Annotated in this window: 18 protein-coding genes; 10 read left to right on the forward strand and 8 right to left on the reverse strand. The window is 61.5% G+C overall.

Annotation, left to right across the window (positions count from 1 at the left end; translation table 11 throughout):
* Positions 1–130: 130 nt before the first annotated feature.
* Complete coding sequence (macA, locus tag ACJ8HH_RS04190; protein ID WP_060429825.1) at positions 131–1,246, forward strand: macrolide transporter subunit MacA; 1,116 nt, start codon at positions 131–133, stop codon at positions 1,244–1,246.
* Positions 1,246–3,192 carry a macrolide ABC transporter ATP-binding protein/permease MacB gene (gene macB / locus ACJ8HH_RS04195; protein ID WP_049197188.1) on the forward strand — a complete coding sequence of 649 codons (1,947 nt, stop codon included), beginning with the start codon at positions 1,246–1,248 and terminating at the stop codon, positions 3,190–3,192. Before macA ends, macB begins: the two co-directional genes overlap by 1 nt.
* An 87-nt stretch (positions 3,193–3,279) precedes the next feature.
* Here macB and cspD read toward each other — a convergent pair whose 3' ends face one another.
* Positions 3,280–3,501 (reverse strand): cold shock-like protein CspD, encoded by a 222-nt coding sequence (cspD, locus tag ACJ8HH_RS04200; RefSeq protein ID WP_004928349.1) that lies wholly within the window; start codon positions 3,499–3,501, stop codon positions 3,280–3,282.
* 355 nt (positions 3,502–3,856) lie between these two features.
* On the opposite strand from cspD, the gene clpS reads away from it, so the two are divergent.
* Positions 3,857–4,177, forward strand: a complete 321-nt coding sequence (gene clpS, locus ACJ8HH_RS04205) for an ATP-dependent Clp protease adapter ClpS (protein ID WP_004928347.1) — start codon at positions 3,857–3,859, stop codon at positions 4,175–4,177.
* A gap of 27 nt (positions 4,178–4,204) precedes the next feature.
* Positions 4,205–6,484, forward strand: coding sequence for an ATP-dependent Clp protease ATP-binding subunit ClpA (clpA, locus tag ACJ8HH_RS04210; protein WP_442520214.1), 2,280 nt, complete (start codon positions 4,205–4,207; stop codon positions 6,482–6,484).
* A gap of 205 nt (positions 6,485–6,689) precedes the next feature.
* Here the strand turns inward: clpA and infA are convergent, their stop codons facing one another.
* The 5 genes from infA to trxB all read right to left on the reverse strand — a co-directional run bounded on the left by infA (position 6,690) and on the right by trxB (position 12,489).
* Positions 6,690–6,908 (reverse strand): translation initiation factor IF-1, encoded by a 219-nt coding sequence (gene infA, locus ACJ8HH_RS04215; RefSeq protein ID WP_002211347.1) that lies wholly within the window; start codon positions 6,906–6,908, stop codon positions 6,690–6,692.
* A gap of 105 nt (positions 6,909–7,013) precedes the next feature.
* Entirely contained in the window at positions 7,014–7,739 is a 726-nt protein-coding gene (gene aat / locus ACJ8HH_RS04220) for a leucyl/phenylalanyl-tRNA--protein transferase (RefSeq protein WP_033637838.1), read from the reverse strand.
* Between the two features lie 29 nt (positions 7,740–7,768).
* Complete coding sequence (cydC, locus tag ACJ8HH_RS04225) at positions 7,769–9,508, reverse strand: heme ABC transporter ATP-binding protein/permease CydC (protein ID WP_060387538.1); 1,740 nt, start codon at positions 9,506–9,508, stop codon at positions 7,769–7,771.
* 2 nt (positions 9,509–9,510) lie between these two features.
* A complete protein-coding gene (gene cydD, locus ACJ8HH_RS04230) occupies positions 9,511–11,277 on the reverse strand; it encodes a heme ABC transporter permease/ATP-binding protein CydD (RefSeq protein WP_060425590.1) in 1,767 nt (588 codons plus the stop codon).
* 240 nt (positions 11,278–11,517) lie between these two features.
* Positions 11,518–12,489 (reverse strand): thioredoxin-disulfide reductase, encoded by a 972-nt coding sequence (gene trxB, locus ACJ8HH_RS04235; RefSeq protein WP_033637844.1) that lies wholly within the window; start codon positions 12,487–12,489, stop codon positions 11,518–11,520.
* Positions 12,490–13,143: 654 nt separating this feature from the next.
* Between trxB and lrp the strand changes: the two genes are divergently transcribed.
* From lrp to serS, 5 genes are all read left to right on the forward strand, one after another.
* On the forward strand, positions 13,144–13,638 hold the full coding sequence (gene lrp / locus ACJ8HH_RS04240; RefSeq protein WP_004928318.1) for a leucine-responsive transcriptional regulator Lrp: 495 nt from the start codon (positions 13,144–13,146) through the stop codon (positions 13,636–13,638).
* A gap of 120 nt (positions 13,639–13,758) precedes the next feature.
* On the forward strand, positions 13,759–17,319 hold the full coding sequence (locus ACJ8HH_RS04245) for a DNA translocase FtsK 4TM domain-containing protein (protein WP_197766163.1): 3,561 nt from the start codon (positions 13,759–13,761) through the stop codon (positions 17,317–17,319).
* Positions 17,320–17,517: 198 nt separating this feature from the next.
* Entirely contained in the window at positions 17,518–18,129 is a 612-nt protein-coding gene (lolA, locus tag ACJ8HH_RS04250) for an outer membrane lipoprotein chaperone LolA (RefSeq protein WP_019454555.1), read from the forward strand.
* Positions 18,130–18,196: 67 nt separating this feature from the next.
* The gene (locus ACJ8HH_RS04255; RefSeq protein WP_048322053.1) at positions 18,197–19,483 is read left to right on the forward strand and encodes a replication-associated recombination protein A; all 1,287 of its coding nucleotides are present in this window, start codon (positions 18,197–18,199) and stop codon (positions 19,481–19,483) included.
* 109 nt (positions 19,484–19,592) lie between these two features.
* Positions 19,593–20,885 (forward strand): serine--tRNA ligase, encoded by a 1,293-nt coding sequence (gene serS, locus ACJ8HH_RS04260; protein WP_033637847.1) that lies wholly within the window; start codon positions 19,593–19,595, stop codon positions 20,883–20,885.
* 51 nt (positions 20,886–20,936) lie between these two features.
* Here the strand turns inward: serS and ACJ8HH_RS04265 are convergent, their stop codons facing one another.
* Complete coding sequence (locus tag ACJ8HH_RS04265) at positions 20,937–21,302, reverse strand: DUF1801 domain-containing protein (RefSeq protein ID WP_039566712.1); 366 nt, start codon at positions 21,300–21,302, stop codon at positions 20,937–20,939.
* A gap of 163 nt (positions 21,303–21,465) precedes the next feature.
* Between ACJ8HH_RS04265 and ACJ8HH_RS04270 the strand changes: the two genes are divergently transcribed.
* Entirely contained in the window at positions 21,466–22,617 is a 1,152-nt protein-coding gene (locus ACJ8HH_RS04270) for an MFS transporter (protein ID WP_033637849.1), read from the forward strand.
* Between the two features lie 49 nt (positions 22,618–22,666).
* Here the strand turns inward: ACJ8HH_RS04270 and pflA are convergent, their stop codons facing one another.
* Positions 22,667–23,407, reverse strand: coding sequence for a pyruvate formate lyase 1-activating protein (gene pflA / locus ACJ8HH_RS04275; RefSeq protein ID WP_033637850.1), 741 nt, complete (start codon positions 23,405–23,407; stop codon positions 22,667–22,669).
* Positions 23,408–23,442: the final 35 nt, after the last annotated feature.

A 23,442-nucleotide genomic window follows, 5' to 3' on the forward strand; every position in this document is an offset into this window, starting at 1 on the left:
TGCTGAACTGTAACCAGGCGTGTCTCCACATTGTGTTGAGCTAAGGTTTAGTTATTCCCTACGGTGCGTGCTAATTTAGCTCCGCCGCCGCAATGGGCGGTTGATATTCACAAGCACAGGCAGGTCAATTTTGACAGGGTTTACAGGACATAAACGCCGCTGGATACTCGTTCTGGCGGTCATTGCGGCGCTTGCCGCGGCGGCCGTTTGGCACTTTCGCCATCCGGCGCCAACCGATTTCAGAACGGTGAAAGCCAGCAAACGCGATCTGCAGCAGAACGTGTTGGCGACCGGCCAGCTGGACGCGGTGCGCAAGGTTGACGTCGGCGCGCAGGTCAGCGGGCAGTTGGAAAAGCTGTATGTCGAGATCGGCGACAAGGTGAAGAAAGGCCAGTTGCTGGGCGTTATCGATCCGCAACAGGCGCAGAACAGCATCCGCGAAGGCGAGGCGACGCTGCGTGAACTGCATGCGCAACTGCTGCAGGCGCAGGCCGAACAGCAGTTGGCGGCGGTCACGCTGCAGCGCAACCAGGCGCTGGCCAAGCTGCAGGCGGTGTCGCGCCAGGATCTGGATCAGGCGGCGACGCAGCTGGCGGTGAAGAAAGCGCAGGTGGGCACCATCAATGCGCAGATCGCGCGGAACCAGGCCAGCCTGGATACCGCCAAGATCAACCTGGCCTATACCCGCATCGAGGCGCCGATGGATGGCGACGTGGTGCAGATCACCACGCTGCAGGGCCAGACGGTGATCGCGGCGCAGCAGGCGCCGAACATTCTGACGCTGGCGGATCTTGGCACCATGCTGGTGAAGGCGCAGGTGTCGGAGGCCGACGTCATCAACCTCAAGCCGGGTCAGAAGGCCTGGTTCACGGTGCTGGGCGATCCGACCCGGCGCTTCGACGGCGTGCTGAAAGACATTCAGCCGACGCCGGAAAAGGTCAACAACGCCATCTTCTATTATGCGCGTTTCGAAGTGCCCAACCCGGAAAGGCTGCTGCGCTTGCAAATGACGGCGCAGGTGCATATTCAGTTGGCCGGCGTCGAGCAGGCGCTGGTGATCCCGCTGGCGGCGCTGGGCGATCAGATCGCCGACAATCGCTACCACGTCTCGGTGCTGAAGCAGGGCAAGGAAGAGAAGCGCGAGGTGGCTATCGGCCTGCGCAACAATATCGACGTGCAGATCCTCAGCGGCCTCGAGGCGGGCGATGAGGTGATCGTCAGCCGCGGCGGCGTGGAGGCCGGCTGATGGCGGCGCTGTTGCAGCTGAGCGGCATTCGCCGCAGCTACCGTTCCGGCGAGCAGACGGTGGAGGTGCTGAAGGGGATCAGCCTGAGCATCGATGCCGGTGAAATGGTGGCGATCATGGGGGCCTCCGGCTCCGGCAAATCGACGCTGATGAATATTCTCGGCTGTCTGGACAAGCCGAGCGCCGGCGTGTATCGGGTGGCCGGGCAGGATGTGGCGACGCTGAGCGACGATGCGCTGGCGCAGCTGCGGCGCGAGCATTTCGGCTTTATCTTTCAGCGCTATCATCTGCTGCCGCACCTGAGTGCGGCGCACAACGTCGAAGTGCCGGCGGTGTACGCGGGGCTGGGCAAAGCGGCGCGGCGCGAGCGGGCGGAGGCGCTGTTGCGGCGTCTGGGGCTGGGGGAGCGCGTCAACTACCGGCCGAGCCAGCTTTCCGGCGGCCAGCAGCAGCGCGTCAGCATCGCCCGCGCGCTGATGAACGGCGGGCAGGTGATCCTGGCGGATGAACCGACCGGCGCGCTCGACAGCCACTCCGGCGAAGAGGTGATGGCGATCCTCAAACAGCTGTGCGCCCAGGGCCACACGGTGATCCTGGTGACCCACGATCCGGCGGTGGCGCGCCAGGCGGAACGGATCATCGAGATCCGCGACGGCGAGATTATCGCCGATTCGCGCCCGGCACCGCAGGAGAATGCGCAGGCCAAGCCGCTGGCGCTGGCCGCCGCGGCACCTTCCTGGCGGCAGATGGGCGGCCGTTTCCGCGAGGCGCTGGTGATGGCCTGGCGCGCGATGGCGGCCAACAAGATGCGCACCGCGCTGACCATGCTCGGCATCATTATCGGCATCGCCTCGGTGGTGTCGATCCTGGTGATCGGCGACGCCGCCAAGCAGATGGTGCTGGCGGACATTAAATCTATCGGCACCAACACCGTCGACATCTACCCCGGCAAGGACTTCGGCGATGACGATCCGACCTACCGGCAATCGTTGAAATACGGCGATCTCGATGCGCTGCGCGAACAGCCGTACATCAGCGCGCTGTCGCCGAGCATCAGCAGCAGCATGCGGCTGCGCTTGGGCAACGTCGACGCGGCGGCCAACGTCAACGGCGTCAGCGAGCAGTTCTTCCGCGTGTACGGCATGAGCTTTACCCAGGGCGTCGGCATCGACTCGATGCAGGTGCAGTCGCAGGCGCAGACGGTGGTGATCGACGCCAATACCCAGCGGCGGCTGTTCCCGCACCAGAAGAACGTGGTGGGCGAGGTGATCCTGGTAGGCAACATGCCGGCGACGGTGGTCGGCGTGGCCAGGGAGAAGCAGTCGATGTTCGGCAGCAGCAAGACGCTGAACGTGTGGGTGCCTTACAGCACCATGGCCAACCGATTGATGGGCAACAATTATTTTGACTCGATCACCGTGCGCATCCGCGACGGCTACGACAGCAAGGAAGCGGAACAGCAGCTGTCGCGCCTGTTGACGCTGCGCCACGGCAAGAAGGACTTCTTCACCTATAACATGGACAGCCTGGTGCAAACCGCCGAGAAAACCACCCGCACGCTGCAGCTGTTCCTGACGCTGGTGGCGGTGATTTCGCTGGTGGTCGGCGGCATCGGCGTGATGAATATCATGCTGGTGTCGGTGACCGAACGCACGCGCGAGATCGGCATCCGCATGGCGGTGGGCGCCCGTTCCGGCGACGTGTTGCAGCAGTTCCTGATCGAAGCGGTTCTGGTCTGCCTGGTGGGGGGCGCGCTGGGGATTACGCTGTCGTTCGCCATCGGCCTGGCGGTGCAGCTGGTATTGCCGGGCTGGCAGATCAGCTTCCCGCCGGCGGCGTTGCTGAGTGCGTTCCTCTGTTCCACCGGCATCGGCGTGGTGTTCGGCTATCTGCCGGCGCGCAATGCCGCGCGGCTGAATCCGATCGATGCGCTGGCGCGCGAGTAGGTAACAGGCATAAAAAATGCCAGTCACACGGCGGCTGGCATTTTTATCGCAGTCACGCTCAGTGCAGCGCGACTTTGCCGGAAGCGTTTAGGACAGCGCCTCGCTTTCCACCGGCACAATAAGACTGGCATGGTTCCCTTTCGGCCCTTGATGCACGTCGAAGCTGACCTGCTGGCCCGCCTTCAACGTTCTGTAACCATCCATCTTGATGGTGGAATAATGCGCGAAAATATCTTCGCCGCCGCCGGCTGGGCAGATGAAGCCAAAACCTTTGGCGTTGTTAAACCATTTAACAGTACCCGTCTCCATGCTTTTACATCCCTCGCAACGCTATTTTAAGTGAGATGAATAACTGATTTCGCACCCGCCGTGGGCGGGTAGCAGGGTGGACAAGGGGTGGTTAAAAGACCACCAGCCACGAATTTACACTCTAGAGCAAATGATCGGGGCGTCAAGGGATCGGCTTTTGTCGGCGGGGAGCAGTTCACCAAAGTTTGAAGCAGGTAACGCTATTGCCACGATTCAGTCACAATTGGCCCGTTTTTTTGCGCACGTTACAGTGCGGCGGGACGAAGCCGAAGATGATAAAATAGTAACTATCCCCACTTTGAATAACCGAAACCTGCCCCCATATCTGAGGGCAGAGCAGAGAAGATGAGCAGCGATGGGCAATAACAACGACTGGCTAAACTTTGAACACTTGGCCGAAGAAAAACAAATCGATGCGGTAAAACCGCCGTCTATGTATAAAGTTATACTTAACAACGACGATTACACACCGATGGAATTTGTGATTGACGTTCTGCAAAAGTTCTTTTCTTATGATATTGAACGCGCAACGCAACTGATGCTCACGGTCCACTATCAAGGCAAGGCGATCTGTGGTGTTTTTACCGCCGAGGTGGCGGAAACCAAAGTCGTCCATGTGAACCGGTACGCAAGGGAGAACGAGCATCCGTTGCTTTGTACGCTGGAAAAAGCCTGAATAAGGCAATCTATTGGGGAGGTGCTTATGCTCAATCAAGAACTGGAACTCAGTCTCAACATGGCTTTCGCCAGGGCGCGTGAGCACAGACACGAGTTTATGACCGTGGAGCACCTGTTGCTGGCGTTGCTGAGCAACCCTGCCGCGCGAGAAGCGCTTGAGGCATGTACGGTGGATCTGGCCGCGTTGCGCCAGGAGCTGGAAGCCTTCATCGAACAAACCACACCGACGCTGCCCGCCGGCGAAGAAGAGCGCGACACTCAGCCGACGCTCAGCTTCCAGCGCGTGCTGCAGCGCGCGGTCTTCCATGTGCAATCTTCCGGCCGCAGCGAAGTGTCCGGCGCCAACGTGTTGGTGGCCATCTTCAGCGAGCAGGAGTCGCAGGCGGCCTATCTGCTGCGCAAACACGACGTCAGCCGTCTCGACGTGGTGAACTTCATTTCACATGGCACGCGTAAAGACGAGCCGGGCCAAGCGCCGAATGCGGAAAACCCGGTGAACGAAGAGCAGTCCGGAGGGGAAGACCGTATGGAAAACTTCACCACCAACCTCAATCAGTTGGCCCGTGTGGGCGGCATCGATCCGTTGATCGGCCGCGATCGTGAGCTGGAGCGCGCGATTCAGGTGCTGTGCCGCCGTCGTAAAAACAACCCGCTGCTGGTCGGCGAATCCGGCGTCGGCAAGACCGCCATCGCCGAGGGCCTGGCCTGGCGTATCGTGCAGGGCGACGTGCCGGAAGTGATGGCGGACTGCACGCTGTATTCGCTGGACATCGGTTCACTGCTGGCCGGCACCAAATACCGCGGCGACTTCGAGAAGCGCTTCAAGGCGCTGCTCAAGCAGCTGGAGCAGGATCAGAACAGCATTCTGTTCATCGATGAAATTCACACCATCATCGGCGCCGGCGCGGCTTCCGGTGGGCAGGTGGATGCCGCCAACCTGATCAAACCGCTGCTGTCGAGCGGCAAGATCCGGGTGATCGGCTCGACCACCTACCAGGAGTTCAGCAACATCTTCGAAAAGGATCGTGCGCTGGCGCGCCGTTTCCAGAAGATTGACATCACCGAACCGACGGCGGAAGAGACCGTTCAGATCATCAACGGCCTGAAGACCAAGTATGAAGCGCACCACGACGTGCGTTATACCGCCAAGGCGATCCGCGCCGCGGTGGAGCTGTCGGTGAAATACATCAACGATCGTCATCTGCCGGACAAGGCGATCGACGTGATCGACGAGGCGGGCGCCCGCAGCCGGTTGATGCCGGCCAGCAAGCGCAAGAAAACCGTCAACGTGGCCGATATCGAATCCGTGGTGGCGCGCATCGCTCGCATCCCGGAGAAAACCGTGTCGGCCAGCGATCGCGACGTGCTGAGAAACCTGGGCGATCGCCTGAAGATGCTGGTGTTCGGCCAGGATCAGGCGATCGAAGCGCTGACCGAAGCGATCAAGATGAGCCGCGCCGGCCTGGGCCACGAGCGCAAGCCGGTCGGTTCCTTCCTGTTCGCCGGGCCGACCGGGGTCGGGAAAACCGAGGTCACCGTACAGTTGGCCAAGGCGATGGATATCGAGCTGCTGCGTTTCGACATGTCCGAGTACATGGAGCGGCATACCGTCAGCCGTCTGATTGGCGCGCCTCCGGGCTATGTCGGTTACGATCAGGGCGGGCTGCTGACCGATGCGGTGATCAAGCATCCGCATGCGGTGGTGCTGCTCGATGAGATCGAGAAGGCGCACCCGGACGTGTTCAACCTGCTGCTGCAGGTGATGGACAACGGCACGCTGACCGACAACAACGGCCGCAAGGCGGACTTCCGCAACGTGATCCTGGTGATGACCACCAACGCCGGGGTGCGGGAAACCGAACGCAAATCGATCGGCCTGGTGCAGCAGGACAACAGCACCGACGCGATGGAAGAGATCAAGAAGGTGTTTACGCCGGAGTTCCGCAACCGTCTGGACAACATCATCTGGTTCAACCATCTGTCTACCGAGGTGATCCAGCAGGTGGTCGACAAGTTTATTGTCGAACTGCAGGCGCAGCTGGATGCGAAGGGCGTCTCGCTGGAAGTGAGCGACGAAGCGCGCGACTGGCTGTCGGTGAAGGGCTACGACCGCGCGATGGGCGCTCGTCCGATGGCGCGCATCATGCAGGAGAACCTGAAGAAACCGTTGGCCAACGAACTGCTGTTCGGCTCGCTGGTGGACGGCGGCTCCGTGAAGGTCGAGCTGGACAAGGACAAGAAACAGCTGACCTACCACTTCCTCAGCGCCGCCAAGCGCAAGGCGGACGAGGGCGCGGTGCACTAAGGCCGCCTTCAGGCAAAGAAAAAGCGATGCTTCGGCATCGCTTTTTTTATGGGTGAGATTCACCGTACAACAGAAACGAGTGAGCCCTCTCAGTTTACCTGCGCACCTGCAACCCGTTGTGTAACGTCGCTGCGGGGGTAAACGGAAAGGGCTCCCGAGGGATTACATCCTCGATGCCGCCAACGTGTGGCGCGCGGTGAGCCGATTAACGGCTACGGAAGACAATGCGGCCTTTACTCAGGTCGTACGGGGTCAGCTCTACAGTGACTTTGTCGCCCGTCAGGATGCGGATATAGTTTTTACGCATTTTACCGGAGATGTGTGCGGTTACCACGTGCCCGTTTTCCAATTCAACGCGGAACATGGTGTTCGGCAGCGTATCAAGAACGGTGCCCTGCATTTCAATATTGTCTTCTTTGGCCATCGAATCCTCTAGGTCTAACTACCTTAGTTTTTAACCGGCAAGATAATGCCGAAAAACCCCCATTATGTAAAGATGTGTCGGTGAACATTGCACCGTTTCCACCAATTAGTTTACTGGAGAGGGCGGTTCAGCCGGCTGTGGGGATATGACTTGCGGCTCCCAGCACGCCGGCGCCAAAGGCCGCCGTTGAAGGGTGCTGAGCTGCTGCAAAAATTGACGGCGCGGAATTTCACGCGCGCCAAGGCGGGCAGTGTGAGCGTTCAGCACCTGGCAGTCAATCAATTCCCCGCCATAAGCGGCAAAATGGCGGCAAAAGGCCATCAATGCGCATTTTGAGGCGTTGGTGACGCGGCTGAACATCGATTCGCCGCAGAACAACGCGCCCTGCGCCACGCCATACATGCCGCCGACCAGTTGATTATCCTGCCATACCTCCACCGAGTGCGCGTAGCCGAGGCGGTGCAGATGCTGATAGGCGCGCTGCACCTCCGGGCCGATCCAGGTGCCTTCATCCGGCCGGTGGGCGCAGGCGGCGATCACCGCGGCGAAGTCGTGATTGAGCGTGATGCGAAACGGATCGTGGCGCAAAAAGCGTTTCAGGCTGCGGTTGAGATGAAACTCTGTCGGGAACAGCACCGCACGCGGATCGGGCGACCACCACAGGATGGCTTCCCCCGGCGAATACCAGGGGAAGATGCCGCGCTCGTAGGCCGCCAGCAGCCGCGGCGCCGTCAGGTCGCCGCCGATAGCCAGCAGGCCGTTAGGGTCGCGCAGGGCGCTTTCAGGCGAGGGGAACGCCAGCGACTGTGGGGAAAGCTTCACGATGCGCATACGGGGTCTCTGCGTCCTCTACGGGCCGATTACGGCGCCAGGTTGCTGATACGGTTGCGAAAGCGGGCATAGCGGCCCTGCCGGCGCATCAGGGTGGCGTGATCGCCCTGTTCGACAATCCGGCCGTCGTCCATTACGCAAATGCGGTCGAGATGCTCCAGGCCGTACAGACGGTGCGTCACCAGGATCAGCGTCTTACCCTGACAGTGCCGGCGCAGCAGCGCCAGGATCTGCTGCTCGGTTTCGGCGTCCAGCCCTTCGGTCGGTTCGTCGAGCAGCAGCAGCGGGGCCGGGTGCAGCAGCGCGCGGGCGATGCCCAGGCGGCGCTGTTCGCCGCCGGACAGCTGCCGGCCGCCTTCGCCCAGCCAGGCGTTCAGCCCGCCGTCGCTGTCCAGCAATTTATCCAGCCCCACCTGCCGCAGCACCTCGCTCAGGCGAGCGTCGTCGGCATCCGGCGCGGCCAGCCGCAGGTTTTCCCGCAGCGTATCGCTGAAGATATGCACCCGCTGGCTGACGACCGTGGTCATCCGACGCAGCGTGGCTTCATCATAATCCTCCAGCGGTTCGCCGTTGAGCAGAATGTTGCCGCCGTCGGTGCGCCAGGCGCAGGTCAGCAGCTGCAGCAGGGTGGACTTGCCGCAGCCGGTGCGGCCGAGCAAGGCGATGTGTTCGCCAGCCGCGACTTCGAGCGTGACGTCGCGCAGCACCGGCTGCGGCTGGTCGGGGTAGGTGAAGCTCAGCTGCTGCAGGCTAAGCTGAGCCCGATCGGCGGCGGCCGGGCCGGCGGCCGGGAAGGTGACCTCCGGCTGACGATCGATGATCTGCTTGACCCGCGTGGCGGAGGCGATCACCTGGCCGAGGTGCTGGAAGGCACCGGCGACCGGCATCAGCGCTTCGAACGACGCCAGCGCGGCGAAGACGAACAGCGCGATCAGCGCGCCGGGCTGGCTATCGCCGCCGATGCCGGCGGCGGTCAGCCACAGCAGCAGCGTCACCGTCAGCCCGCTGGCGAGGATCATCAGCGCCTGCGCCTTGCCGCTCAGCGAGGCCTGCTGCCACTGGCGGCGTTGCCACCGCTGTTCGGTGGCGTTCAGCGTCTGGCGGAAGTCGTTGACGGCGCCGAACACCACCAATTCCGCCTGCCCCTGCAGCCAGGCGGTCAGGTCGGTGCGGTATTGGCCGCGCAGCGCGGTAAGCTGGCCGCCGATCGGCTTGCCGGCGCGATAAAACACCGGCGGCACCAGCAGTAACAACAGCAACAGGATGCCGCCCAGCGTCAGGGCGAGTGCAGGATCCAGCCAGCTCAGGCCGTAGGTGACCACCAGGATCACCACCGCTGCGCTGATCAGCGGCGAGATCACCCGCAGATAAAGATGATCCAGCGTGTCCACGTCCGCCACCAGGCGGTTGAGCAGCTCGGCCTGGCGGAAACGGGCGATGCCGCCCGGCGTCAGCGGCAGGATCTTGCTGAAGGTGAACACCCGCAGATGCGACAGCACGCGGAAGGTGGCGTCGTGGCTGACCACGCGCTCGGCATAGCGCCCGGCGGTGCGGAAGATCGCCGCGCCGCGCACGCCGGCGGCCGGCAGCATGTAGTTAAAGGTCAGCAGGCCCGCCAGTCCGGCCAGCGACGAGGCGGCCAGGAACCAGCCGGAGAGCGCCAGCAGGCCGATGCTGGCCAGCAGAGTGACGATCGCCAAGAGGATGCCGAGGCTAATCAGCAGGCTATGGCGGCGGTACAACGCCAAAAACGGCAGCAAAACGCGCATGATTAAAGCTCCCCGCGGCGATGGGCGATCAGAGTGGCGAACAGGCCCGGCTGGGCGCTGAGGGTGGCGTAATCGCCCTGTTGCACGATGCGCCCGTTATCCATCACCCAAATCTGATCGTAGTCTTCGGTGTCTTCCAACTGGTGCGTCACCAGCAGGGTGGTTTGCTGATGCGAAGCGGCGTTCAACGCCTGCATCACCCGCTGCTCGCTGTGGGCATCGAGGCTGGCGGCCGGTTCATCCAGCAGCAGCAGGCGGCGCGGGCCGATCAGCGCCCGGGCGACCGCCACGCGCTGCGCCTGGCCGACCGACAGGCGGGCGGCGTTGTCGCCCACTTCGGTGTCGAGCCCCTGCGGCAGATAAGGGAGCAGTTCGCTGACGTAGGCGAGTTCCACCGCCTGCTGCAGCTGTGCTTCGTCGGCCTGCGGGCAGCCCAGCAGGATATTGGCGCGCAGGGTTTGCGCCGGCAGGTGCGGGTTCTGGCCGACCCAGCTCAGCTGCTGGCGCCAGGTTTCTGCGGACAGGTCACGCAGCTCGACGCCGTTGACGGTCAGCGATCCGCGATAGGGCAGGAAGCCGAGCAACAGATTGAGCAGTGAACTTTTGCCGGCGCCGCTCAGCCCGACCAGCGCCACGCGCTGCTGCGGTTGCAGGGTGAAGCTCAGCGGCCCGGCCAGCAGCACGCCGTTCGGCGACAGGATTTCCAACGCGTTCGCCTGCAGCGTCAGCGGTTGATCGGCGGGCAGTTGCCGCGTGCCGTTGCCCATCTGCTCGCCTTCGGCGCTGAGGAAGGTTTCCAGCGCTTCCGCCGCGCCGACCGCCTGCGCCTTGGCGTGGTAGAAGGTGCCGAGATCGCGCAGCGGTTGGAAAAACTCCGGCGCCAGAATCAACACCAGAAAACCGGAAAACAGCGTTACCCCGAGGCCGTAGCTGCCGAAGTTGAGTTCGCCGAGGTAAGAAAAGCCGAAGTACACCGCCACCACGGCGATGGAGATCGAAGCGAAAAACTCAAGCACGCCGGAAGAGAGGAAGGCCATGCGCAGCACTTCCATGGTGCGGCTGCGGAAATCTTCGGAAGATTTGGCGATTTGCGCGGTTTCGGCCTGCGCGCGGTCGAACAGCCGCAGGGTGTCCAGGCCGCGCAGGCGGTCGAGGAAGTTGCCGCTCAATCGCGCCAGCGCCACGAAGTTGCGGCGGTTGGCGTCGGCGGCCCCCATGCCGACCAGCGCCATGAACAGCGGGATCAGCGGCGCGGTCGCCAGCAGAATGATGCCTGCGGCCCAATTGATCGGGAAGACGGCGATCAGGATCAGCAGCGGGATGAAGACCGCCAGATACATCTGCGGCAGATAGCGCGAGTAATAGTCCTGCATATCCTCGATCTGCTCGACGATGATGCTGGCCCAACTGCCCGCCGGTTTGCCCTGGATCCAGGCCGGCCCGAGCTGCTGCAGCTTATCCAGCACCTGTTGGCGCATGCGCTGGCGGATCACTTGGCCACACCGGAAACCGACCCGTTCCCGCAGCCAGCTCAACAGCGCCCGCAGCGCGAACGCGGCGGCCAGCCAGATAAACGAAGGGATCAGCTGTTCGCGCGGGGTATGCTCGATGATCAGGGCGTGCAGCAGGCTGGCCAACAGCCACGCTTGCGCCACGATCAGCAGGCCGCTGAACAGCCCCAACAGCATGGAAAGGCGCAGCCAACGCTGCGCTAACGAACTCTGGGTTTTAAGCCAACGGGTTAACTGTTGCTGTCTGGTTTTTTTCATCAGATATGCGTCTGCGTCGCCGGCGCCCGTTTGTTACGGGCTGGGTTAACGTACTGTTAAATAATAGTGTTTGGCGCAATCGGCGACAAACAAGCGAGGCCCCATGTTACCTCGTCACCCGGCAGACTGAAAATAATAAAGCGGCCAAATGTGGCTATAACAGACGCGAGAAGGGGAGTGCGGAGGGGGGAAACAAAAAAAGCGGCTCGAGAGCCGCTTTTTGCTGATGAAGAGAACGTTTTAGCAGACTTCTGCGCCGGCGATGCCGTCCAGGTAACGCTCCGCGTCCAGCGCCGCCATACAGCCGGTGCCGGCGGAGGTGATCGCCTGGCGATAGATGTGATCCATCACGTCGCCCGCGGCGAACACGCCGGGGATGGTGGTTTGGGTCGCATTGCCGTGAATGCCGGACTGCACCTTGATGTAGCCGTTTTCCAGCTCCAGCTGGCCGCCGAAGATGCCGGTGTTCGGGCTGTGGCCGATGGCGATGAACACGCCGGCCAGTTCCAGTTCACGGGTTTCGTTTTCCGCTTTGGTGCTGCGGATACGCACGCCGGTCACGCCCATTTCATCTCCCAGCACTTCGTCCAGCGTATGGTCGGTGTGCAGCACGATGTTGCCGCTTTTCACTTTTTCCATCAGCCGGTCGATCAGGATCTTCTCCGAGCGGAAGCTGTCGCGGCGGTGGATCAGGTGAACCTCGGCGGCGATGTTGGACAGGTACAGCGCTTCTTCAACGGCGGTGTTGCCGCCGCCGACCACTGCGACTTTCTGGTTGCGGTAGAAGAAGCCGTCGCAGGTCGCACAGGCGGAAACGCCTTTGCCCTTGAAGGCCTCTTCGGAAGGCAGGCCAAGATAGCGGGCGGAGGCGCCGGTCGCGATGATCAGCGCGTCGCAGCTGTATTCGCCGCTGTCGCCGAACAGGCGGAACGGACGCTGCTGCAGATCGACGCTGTTGATGTGATCGAAGACGATTTCGGTCTGGAACTTCTCCGCATGCTCGCGCATGCGCTCCATCAGCGCCGGACCGGTCAGGCCTTCGGCGTCGCCCGGCCAGTTTTCCACTTCGGTGGTGGTGGTCAGCTGGCCGCCTTGTTCCATACCGGTGATCAGCACCGGGCTCAGGTTGGCGCGCGCCGCGTAAACGGCGGCGGTGTAACCGGCCGGGCCGGAGCCCAGAATCAGTAATTTGCTATGTTTAGCCGTGCCCATGAATAACCTCTTTATTCCACAATGGCGGACAATGAAGCCGATTGTAGGGAAAATGACGCAGTAAAAAAAGCGCCGGGCGACGTTGTTAACGATTTGTATGATAGTTGTCGCCTATTAATGCACCCGCTGTCGGCAAATCGTACGCCGAACGCAGAAATTTACCTTATCAAAGTCGCATTAGGCTGCCGAATCGCCAAGCGCGCAAAAACGGCGCATTCTGCGACTTAGGCCGCTCCCTGCCGGGGTTTATCTGCCAGCGATTCATAACCAAAAATGGGATGCAGACTTTTCGTGACGGTACGTTGTTCTGATTTTGCTTCTTTTACTTTGACAATCCGCTGCGCATTTGCGAAAACATCATAGGAAGAAGAAATTATCCCCGTAACACCAGCAAATCGTACGTATTTGCGCCGCGAGGCGGCAATGCGCGGTGGATGTGCGGAGCAGGGCGCGCAAGCGTTTGCTGATTTTTTCTCGACCTTAACGTCGTTACCGGCGCCGCGTGGGGTTGGACAGACAGGCTGCGCGGCGTGGAATGATGGTAGTGAAGAAGCATATGACAGGCATCGGGTCTTCGCTTGGAACGAACCCTTACACATTGACGTTGGCTAGGGTGTGGCAAGTGCACGGAAGAAAATAAGAGAGACAATAATAATGGCAGACAACAAGAAACGCCCGGGTAAAGATCTTGACCGTATCGACCGCAACATCCTGAATGAGCTGCAGAAGGATGGGCGTATTTCGAACGTCGAGCTTTCGAAGCGCGTGGGGTTATCCCCGACACCATGTTTGGAACGCGTGCGCCGTCTCGAGCGCCAGGGTTTCATTCATGGCTATACCGCATTGCTTAACCCGCATTATCTGGATGCGTCACTGCTGGTTTTCGTGGAGATCACGCTGAACCGCGGCGCGCCAGATGTGTTTGAGCAATTCAACTCGGCAGTGCAGAAGCTTGAAGAGATTCAGGAGTGTCATCTGGTTTCCGGTGATTTCGACTACCTGTTGAAAACCCGCGTACCGGACATGTCGGCTTACCGTAAACTGCTGGGCGAAACCTTGCTGCGTTTGCCGGGGGTCAACGACACCCGTACCTACGTAGTGATGGAAGAAGTGAAACAGAGTAACCGTCTGGTTATCAAAACACGGTAAGGTGCAGGTGCAAAACCTGATTAAATTGGTTACACTCCTGTTTATTCATACAGTTTCGGCGCCGGGGAAGCTTCTCGGCGCTGTTGCTATGTCAGCTAACAGGAACCTGGAGAGCCTTTCTTGAGCCAGGAATATACAGAAGATAAAGAAGTTACCCTGAAAAGACTCAGCAGTGGCCGGCGTTTGCTGGAGGCTGTGCTTATCGTGGTAGCGATTTTTGCCGTTTACCTCATGGCTGCGCTGGTCAGTTTCAACCCGTCTGACCCAAGCTGGTCGCAGACCGCGTGGCATGAGCCGATTCACAACTTGGGCGGCGGTGTTGGGGCCTGGTTGGCCGACACGCTGTTCTTCACCTTCGGGGTGCTCGCCTACGCGATACCACCGATCATGCTGGTCCTGTGCTGGGCGGCCTATCGCCAACGGGCCAACAGAGACTACGTCGACTATTTCGCGCTCTCCCTGCGCCTGATCGGCACCCTGGCGTTAGTGCTTACCTCCTGTGGGCTGGCGGCGCTGAACGTTGACGATCTCTATTACTTCGCTTCCGGCGGCGTGATCGGCAGCCTGCTGAGCAACGCCATGTTGCCATGGTTCAACGGCATCGGCGCCACGCTGGCGCTGCTGTGCGTGTGGGCGGCGGGGCTGACGCTGTTTACCGGCTGGTCCTGGCTGGTGATCGCCGAGAAGATCGGCGGGGCGGTGCTGGGCGTCGCGACCTTCATGACCAACCGTTCGCGTCGCGAAGCGCGTTATTTCGAGGATGACGAGCGTTACGTTGACGACGAGCCTGAGCAGGCAGGGAAGGGCGCCGCCGCAGCGGTTGCCGCGACCGCCGCCGATCCGTTGCTCAGCGGCCTGCGAGCCGACGATGGTGAGGTTGAAGCCGCCGCCGCGCCAATCGCGCCGGCGGCTTCGCCTGCACCGGCGGTGAAGGCAGCGATCCACGAGCCCGTTGCAGCGCCGATCGCCGCTCAGGCGCCGTCGGTAACGGTGGCGCCGGCTGCGCCGGCCTCGGTCAATCAGCACCCGGTGAGTGCGCCGGCGCAAGACGCCACGCCGCCGCTGTACTCCTTCGAAATTCCGGAAGAAACGCCTGCACCGAAGGCGACGCGTCCTGTCGATCCTTATCAGGATGACGATGAGCCGCGTCTCGGTAATTGGCAAGAGCCGGCTGCGCCGCAGCCGCCGGCGCGTTCTCCCTTTGATTTTACCGCCGCGCAGCGCGACAGCGCCGACGTCAGCGGAGCGGGTGGTTTCAGCGCTACCGGTGCCAAGCCACAGCTGGATACGGCAGCCGCTGCCGCTGCGGGCGCCGCAGCGGCGACCTTCATGCCGGCCTTCACGGCCACCAGCGACGGCAATCCGCAGGTTAAGCAGGGCATCGGCCCTGAGCTCCCGCGGCCGAACCCGGTGCGCATCCCGACCCGTCGCGAGCTGGCTTCTTACGGCATCAAGCTGCCTTCGCAGCGTGCGGCCGAGCAGGAACAGCGCCAGGCGGATCCTCAGCAGCCGACGGCGGTGAGCCCGCAGGAAGAAGAGGCGCTGCAGGAAGCCGCGCTGCGTCAGGCGTTTGCCGAGCAGCAAAGCCAACGCTACGGCGAAAGCTACGCGCCGGAGCAACAAGATGACGAGAGCGCCCTGCAGGAAGCCGAGCTGAGCAAGGCGTTTGCCGAGCAGCAGAACCAACGCTACGGCGAAGGCTATCAACAGGACGACGAAGAGGCGCTGCAAGAGGCCGCGCTGCGCCAGGCGTTCGCCGAGCAGCAGCAGGCGCGCTACGGCCAGCAAGCGGCTGCTCCGCAAGCGCCGGCCGCCAGCCCGGTCGATACCCGCAATGCTTTCAGCTTCTCGCCGATGGCGGATCTGGTGGATGATGGCCCGAGCGAGCCGATGTTCACGCTGTCTCCGCAGCTTGAAGAGCGCATTGAACAGCAAAGCGAGCAACAGGACGACGTGCCGTTCGGCCAGTTTGAGCCTGCGGCGCCGGTTGCCCAACCTCAGCAACCGCACTCGCAGCCTCAGCAATACCAGCAGCCGCAGCAACAACAGTATCAACAGCCGTCGCAGCCATATCAGCAGCCACAGCAACCGGTGCAGCAGCAGCCTCAGCAAACTCAGGCCGAGCAGCATCCGGCGATGGACAGCTTGATTCACCCGTTCCTGATGCGCAACGATCAGCCGCTGCAGAAGCCGACCACGCCGCTGCCGACGCTGGATCTGCTGACCGAGGCCCCGAAAGAGGTAGAACCGGTCGACTCCTTCGCGCTGGAACAGAAGGCGCGTCTGGTGGAGGCCAGCCTGGCCGATTACCGCGTGAAAGCCGACGTGGTGGACATCCTGCCGGGGCCGGTCATCACCCGCTTCGAGCTGGATCTGGCGCCGGGCGTTAAAGCGGCGCGCATTTCCAACCTGTCGCGCGATCTGGCACGCTCGCTGTCGACGTCGGCGGTGCGCGTGGTAGAAGTGATCCCCGGCAAGCCTTACGTCGGTCTGGAGCTGCCGAACGCCAAGCGGCAAACGGTGTACCTGCGCGAAGTGCTGGATTGCCCGGCCTTCCGTGACAACCCGTCGCCGCTGTCCATCGTATTGGGTAAGGACATCTCCGGCGAACCGGTGGTGGCCGATCTGGGCAAAATGCCGCACTTGCTGGTCGCCGGTACCACCGGTTCCGGTAAGTCGGTCGGGGTCAACGCCATGATCCTGAGCATCCTGTATAAAGCCACGCCGAAAGAAGTGCGCTTTATCATGATCGACCCGAAAATGCTGGAGCTGTCGGTTTACGAAGGCATTCCTCACCTGTTGACCGATGTGGTCACCGACATGAAAGACGCCGCCAACGCGCTGCGCTGGTGCGTGGGGGAAATGGAACGCCGCTACAAGCTGATGTCTGCCCTGGGCGTGCGTAACCTGGCCGGCTACAACGAGCGCGTCGATCAGGCCGAGGCGATGGGGCGTCCGATCCCGGATCCGTTCTGGAAGCCGACCGACAGCATGGACATCACGCCGCCGGTGTTGGAGAAAGAGCCGTACATCGTGGTGATGGTCGACGAATTCGCCGATCTGATCATGACGGTCGGCAAGAAGGTCGAAGAGTTGATCGCTCGCCTGGCGCAGAAAGCGCGTGCGGCGGGTATCCATCTGGTGCTGGCGACCCAGCGTCCGTCGGTGGATGTGATCACGGGTCTTATCAAGGCCAACATCCCGACGCGTATCGCCTTTACCGTGTCGAGCAAGATCGACTCCCGCACCATCCTCGATCAGGGGGGCGCCGAGTCCTTGCTGGGTATGGGCGACATGCTCTATCTGGCGCCGAACTCCTCGATTCCGGTGCGCGTGCATGGCGCATTCGTGCGCGATCAGGAAGTGCACGCGGTGGTCAAGGATTGGAAAGCGCGCGAGCGGCCCCAATATAAAGAGGGCATTCTCAGCGGCGGCGAAGACGGCGAGGGCGGTGCCGGCGGTGGTATGGACGGCGACGAAGAGCTGGATCCGCTGTTTGACCAGGCGGTGGATTTCGTGGTGGATAAACGCCGCGCCTCCATCTCCGGCGTACAGCGCCAGTTCCGTATCGGCTATAACCGCGCGGCGCGCATCATCGAACAGATGGAAGCGCAGGGCATCGTCAGCGAGCAGGGGCACAACGGCAACCGCGAGGTGCTGGCGCCGCCGCGGCACGATTGATGGTCGTTTAGCCATTGCAATTCAATAAGAAAGGGCCGCTTAAGCGGCCCTTGTGCAAAGAAGCGTAAACCCGTTTCTTCTCGGAACATTGGCCTACCGGCCGATCGCCGGCTTCGGGTAAAGTAACCGGGTAAAGGGTTGATTTGACCCGCACGGCGTCGCCCTGCGGTTAACGCATTTCATAAGGTATCTGGAATAATGAAAAAACTGTTAGTTGCCTGCTGTCTGCTTTCGGGATTCGCTTCTACTTCCGTGCTGGCCGATGCCGCACAGGATCTGCAAAGTCGCCTGGCGAAGGTGAACAGTTTCCACGCCAGCTTCTCGCAAACCGTGACCAGCGCCGACGGTGCCGCGGTGCAACAGGGGGAAGGCGAGCTGTGGGTGAAGCGGCCGAACCTGTTCAACTGGCATATGACGTCACCCGATGAGAGCGTGCTGGTCTCCGATGGCCAAACCCTGTGGTTCTATAACCCGTTCGTCGAGCAGGTGACGGCAACCTGGCTGAAGAACGCCACCGGCAATACGCCGTTTATGCTGATCACCCGCAATAATGCCAGCGACTGGAAACAGTACAACGTGAAGCAAAAGGGCGATGATTTCGAGCTGACGCCGAAGTCCGCCAGCGGCAACCTGAAGCAGTTCGCCATCAGCGTGACCAACAGCGGCACCATCCGCAGCTTCGCCGCGGTGGAGCAGGACGGCCAGCGCAGTTCCTACACGCTGAAAAGCCAGCAGAACGTCGCCGCCGATCCGGCCAAATTCAAATTTACCCCGCCTAAGGGGGTGACGCTGGACGACCAGCGCCAGTGAGGTGCAAGTGAGTAATAATCTGTCGCTCGATTTTTCCCAGAACGAGTTCCAGCCGTTGGCCGCGCGTATGCGGCCGACCACGCTGGCGCAGTATATCGGCCAGCAGCACCTGCTGGCCGCCGGCAAGCCGCTGCCGCGCGCCATTGAGGCCGGGCAGCTGCACTCGATGATTTTATGGGGGCCGCCGGGCACCGGGAAGACGACGCTGGCAGAACTGATCGGCCGTTACGGCCAGGCGGATGTCGAACGGATCTCCGCCGTGACCTCCGGTATCAAGGAAATCCGCGAGGCGATCGAGCGGGCGCGGCAAAATCGCGACGCCGGCCGCCGCACCATCCTGTTCGTCGACGAAGTGCACCGCTTCAATAAGAGCCAGCAGGACGCTTTCCTGCCGCACATCGAAGACGGCACCATCACCTTTATCGGCGCCACCACCGAAAACCCGTCGTTCGAGCTGAACTCGGCGCTGTTGTCCCGCGCCCGCGTTTACCTGCTGAAGGCGCTGACTGCCGAAGATATCGGCCAGGTGCTGGATCAGGCGATGGGCGACAAGGCGCGCGGCTTTGGCGGCCAGAATATCGAGCTGCCGGCGGAAACGCGCCGCCTGCTGTCGGAGCTGGTGGGCGGCGACGCACGCCGGGCGCTGAACAGCCTGGAAATGATGGCCGACATGGCGGAGTTGGACGCCAAAGGCGTGCGGGTGCTGACGCCGGAGCTGCTGAAAGAAGTGTCGGGCGAGCGCAGCGCGCGCTTCGACAACAAGGGCGACCGTTATTACGATCTGATTTCCGCGCTGCATAAATCGGTGCGCGGCTCGGCGCCGGACGCCGCGCTGTATTGGTATGCGCGCATCATTACCGCCGGCGGCGATCCGCTCTACGTGGCGCGCCGTCTGTTGGCGATTGCCTCTGAAGACGTGGGCAACGCCGATCCGCGCGGCATGCAGGTGGCGATCGCAGCCTGGGATTGCTTCACCCGCGTGGGGCCAGCGGAGGGCGAACGCGCCATCGCGCAGGCGATCGTCTACCTGGCCTGCGCGCCGAAGAGCAATGCGGTTTACACCGCGTTCAAGGCCGCCATGCGCGACGCCAAAGAGCAGGCCGATTATGACGTGCCGGAGCACCTGCGCAACGCGCCGACCAAGCTGATGAAGGAAATGGGGCTGGGGGCGGAGTACCGTTACGCCCACGACGAACCCAACGCCTACGCCGCTGGCGAGAACTATTTCCCGCCCGAAATGGCCCATACGCGCTACTATCAACCGACCTCGCGCGGGCTGGAAGGGAAAATCGGCGAAAAGTTGGCATGGCTGGCTGAGCAGGATCAAAATAGCCCGACAAAACGCTACCGCTAGCGAGGCCGTTGCGGTAAGGTTAGCGGGTATCACTCTTCTTTTATGCGGCTATAAATCAGCCGCATAGAACAACAACACTTCTTTCAATAACAACAAGCACAGGATTAGCATGCTCGATCCCAATCTGCTGCGTAATGAGCTAGACGCAGTCGCCGTCAAACTGGCTCGCCGAGGCTTTAAACTCGATCTGGATCTGCTGCGTTCGCAGGAAGAACGTCGCAAAGTTCTGCAGGTAGAAACTGAAACGCTGCAAGCGGAACGCAACTCCCGATCGAAATCCATCGGCGCGGCCAAAGCGCGTGGGGAAGACATCGAGCCGCTGCGTCGCGAAGTGAACGAGCTGGGTGACAAGCTGGATGCCGCCAAGGCGGCGCTGGATGCGTTGCAGAGCGAGATCCGCGATTACGCCCTGACGCTGCCTAACCTGCCGGACGACGCCGTGCCGGATGGTAAAGACGACAGCGAAAACCTGGAAGTTGCCCGCTGGGGCGAACCGCGCCAGTACGACTTCGCGGTGCGCGATCACGTCGATCTGGGCGAAATGGCCGGCGGGCTGGATTTTGCCGCCGCGGTTAAGCTGACCGGTTCGCGCTTCGTGGTGATGAAAGGGCAAATCGCCCGCATGCACCGCGCGCTGTCCCAGTTCATGCTGGATCTGCACACCGAGCAGCACGGCTACCTGGAGGCCTATGTGCCTTATCTGGTTAACCACGCCACGCTGTACGGTACCGGCCAGCTGCCGAAGTTCGGCGAAGACCTGTTCCATACCCGTCCGCTGGAAGAAGAAGCCGACAGCAGCAACTACGCGCTGATCCCAACGGCGGAAGTGCCGCTGACCAACTTGGTGCGCGACGAGATCGTGGAAGAGGAAACTCTGCCGCTGAAAATGACTGCACACACGCCATGCTTCCGCGCGGAAGCCGGTTCTTACGGCCGCGACACCCGCGGTTTGATCCGCATGCACCAGTTCGACAAGGTCGAGATGGTGCAGATCGTTCGTCCGGAAGATTCGATGGATGCCCTGGAAGAGCTGACCGGCCACGCGGAAAAAGTGCTGCAGCTGCTGAACCTGCCTTACCGCAAGGTGCTGTTGTGCACCGGCGACATGGGCTTCGGCGCGTGCAAAACTTACGATCTGGAAGTGTGGCTGCCGGCGCAGGATACCTACCGCGAGATCTCGTCCTGCTCCAACATGTGGGACTTCCAGGCGCGTCGCATGCAGGCGCGCTGCCGCAGCAAAGCCGACAAGAAACCGCGCCTGGTTCACACCCTGAACGGCTCCGGCCTGGCGGTTGGCCGTACGCTGGTGGCGGTGCTGGAAAACTACCAGCAGGCCGACGGCCGCATTCAGGTGCCTGAAGTGCTGCGTCCTTATATGGGCGGCCTGGAATATATCGGCTAAACGGCAAACCACGAAAAAAGCGCCTGCGGGCGCTTTTTTTATGTCGAGAATTCAGCCCGTAGTCAGCGCATAAGCCTGTTGAATGTAGTCCGCCAGATGTTTGCTTTTCACCTCGTCGGGCGAGTGGAGCTTGATGTGCCGCCGATACTGGCCGCTGCCTTCGAGCTGGAGATAACGATCTTCCAATCGGTAGCCGTGGCCGAACTCCACCGTGACGTGGTGGCGATAGGCGAAAACGCCGCAGAAAAATTGGCTATGCGAGAACATGATGCCGCCGTATTTGACCGATTCGGTGACGCCGTTGCCGCACGCTGCAGCTATCCGGCGCACCTGCTGTACGATCTCCAGCAGTTCGCCGTGCGTGCTGCCGATGTCCGCCAGCAGGGCCTCTACCGCCGCATCATTTGCCTGACTCATCTTGCTTCTCCATCGTCAAATTCGCCCTGCGCTGAGCATAGCGCTTTTTCAGCCGGTTAGCCGGAAACAAATCGTGCGGTGCAATGATAAGAGGCGATTGACTTTTTTATCGCCAGTGGCATGATGCGCGCACTCTCATTGCGCGTTCGGTCACAATTTCACTATGTCCGCATACTCCCGCCCAGTGCTCTTATTGCTCTGCGGCCTTTTGTTGCTCACGGTATCCATTGCCGTTTTGAATACGTTAGTGCCTCTTTGGTTAACCCATGCTCAGCTGTCGACCTGGCAGGTGGGAATGGTCAGTTCCTCTTATTTCAGCGGCAACCTGTTGGGCACGCTGGTGGCGGGCAAACTGATCCAGCGCGTCGGTTTTACCCGCAGCTATCATCTTTCTTGTCTGGTGTTCGCCGCCGCGACTGCCGGCATGGTGCTGTCGATCGATTTTTGGAGCTGGCTGGGCTGGCGCTTCTTCGCCGGCGTCGGCTGCGCCTGGATCTGGGTGATCGTGGAGAGCGCGCTGTTGCGCAGCGGCAACCTGAGCAACCGCGGCCAGCTGCTGGCGGCCTATATGATCGTTTATTACCTTGGTACGGTGACCGGCCAATTGCTGTTGAGCATGACCTCGACCGAGTTGCTGCACGTGGTGCCGTGGGTGACCGCCATTGTGATTAGCGCCATGCTGCCGATGCTGTTCGCGCGGGTCAACCGCCATGAAGACGAGCCGCAGCAGGCGGCGGTGTGGACCATGCTGAGACGCCGCAGCGCGCGCCTCGGCATCAACGGTTGCATCATTTCCGGCATTGTGCTCGGTTCGCTATACGGCCTGATGCCGTTGTACCTCTCCCATCAGGGCATGAGCGACGCCAACGTCGGTTACTGGATGGCGCTGCTGGTCAGCTCCGGCATCGTCGGCCAATGGCCGGTCGGGCGCCTGGCCGATCGTTACGGGCGCCTGCTGGTGCTGCGCATTCAGGTGTTCGTGGTGATCCTCGCCAGCGTGGCGATGCTCGGCAACTACGCCATGGCGCCTTCGCTGTTCATCCTCGGCTGCGCCGGCTTTACCCTGTATCCGGTGGCGATGTCCTGGGCCTGCGAGAAGGCGCTGCCGCACGAGTTGGTGGCGATGAACCAGGCGCTGTTGATGAGTTACACCATCGGCAGCCTGCTGGGGCCGTCGATGACGGCGTTGCTGATGCAAAACTATTCCGACCGCGTGCTGTTCGTGATGATCGCCGCCGTGGCGCTGGTTTACCTGCTGATGCTGCTGAAGAAACAGAAGCCGGATCACCATCACACGCCGTTCGCCGCCGCCTGAGCATGAAAAAACCGGCCATGAGCCGGTTTTTTCTTTTGGCGTGCGCCAATCAGTAAATCACTTTGTGGCCGTAGCTTTCCAGGATGCCTTTGACGCGATCCATGGTCTCGGCTTTCGGCGGGTGCACGCCGTCCAGCTTGTACTCTTCCCCCATCGCTATCCATTTGTGCTTGCCCAGCTCGTGGTAGGGCAGCAGCTCGATTTTCTCGATGTTGGTCATGTCTTTGGTGAACTCGCCCAGCAGGTGCGCCGACTTATCGTCGTCTGACCAGCCCGGCACCACCACGTAGCGGATCCAGGTGCGCTGGTTGCGTTTCGCCAGGTAGCGGGCGAATTCCAGCGTGCGGTGATTGGAGACGCCGACCAGGTTCTGGTGGATCTCGTCGTTCATCTGTTTCAGATCCAGCATCACCAGATCGGTGGTGTCCAGCAGCTCGTCGATCACCGGATCGTAGCGGCGCACAAAGCCATTGGTGTCCAGGCAGGTATTGATGCCTTCGGCGTGGCAGGCGCGGAACCAGTCGCGCACGAATTCAGCCTGCAGGATCGCCTCGCCGCCGGACGCGGTCACGCCGCCGCCGGAGGCGTTCATGAAGTGGCGGTAGGCCACCGCGTCTTTCATCAGCTCTTCGACGGTCACTTCCTTGCCGCCGTGGGTGTCCCAGGTGTCGCGGTTATGGCAATAGAGGCAGCGCATCAGGCAGCCCTGGAAGAAGACGATAAAGCGGATCCCTGGCCCATCGACGGTGCCGCAGGATTCGAAGGAGTGGATGCGACCAATTGCTGACATTGCGGGGTTTTCTCCAATATTGACTGTCAAACGCA

It is taken from the genome of Serratia sp. CY32780 (assembly GCF_052169135.1).
Classification (GTDB): Bacteria; Pseudomonadota; Gammaproteobacteria; order Enterobacterales; family Enterobacteriaceae; genus Serratia; species Serratia sarumanii.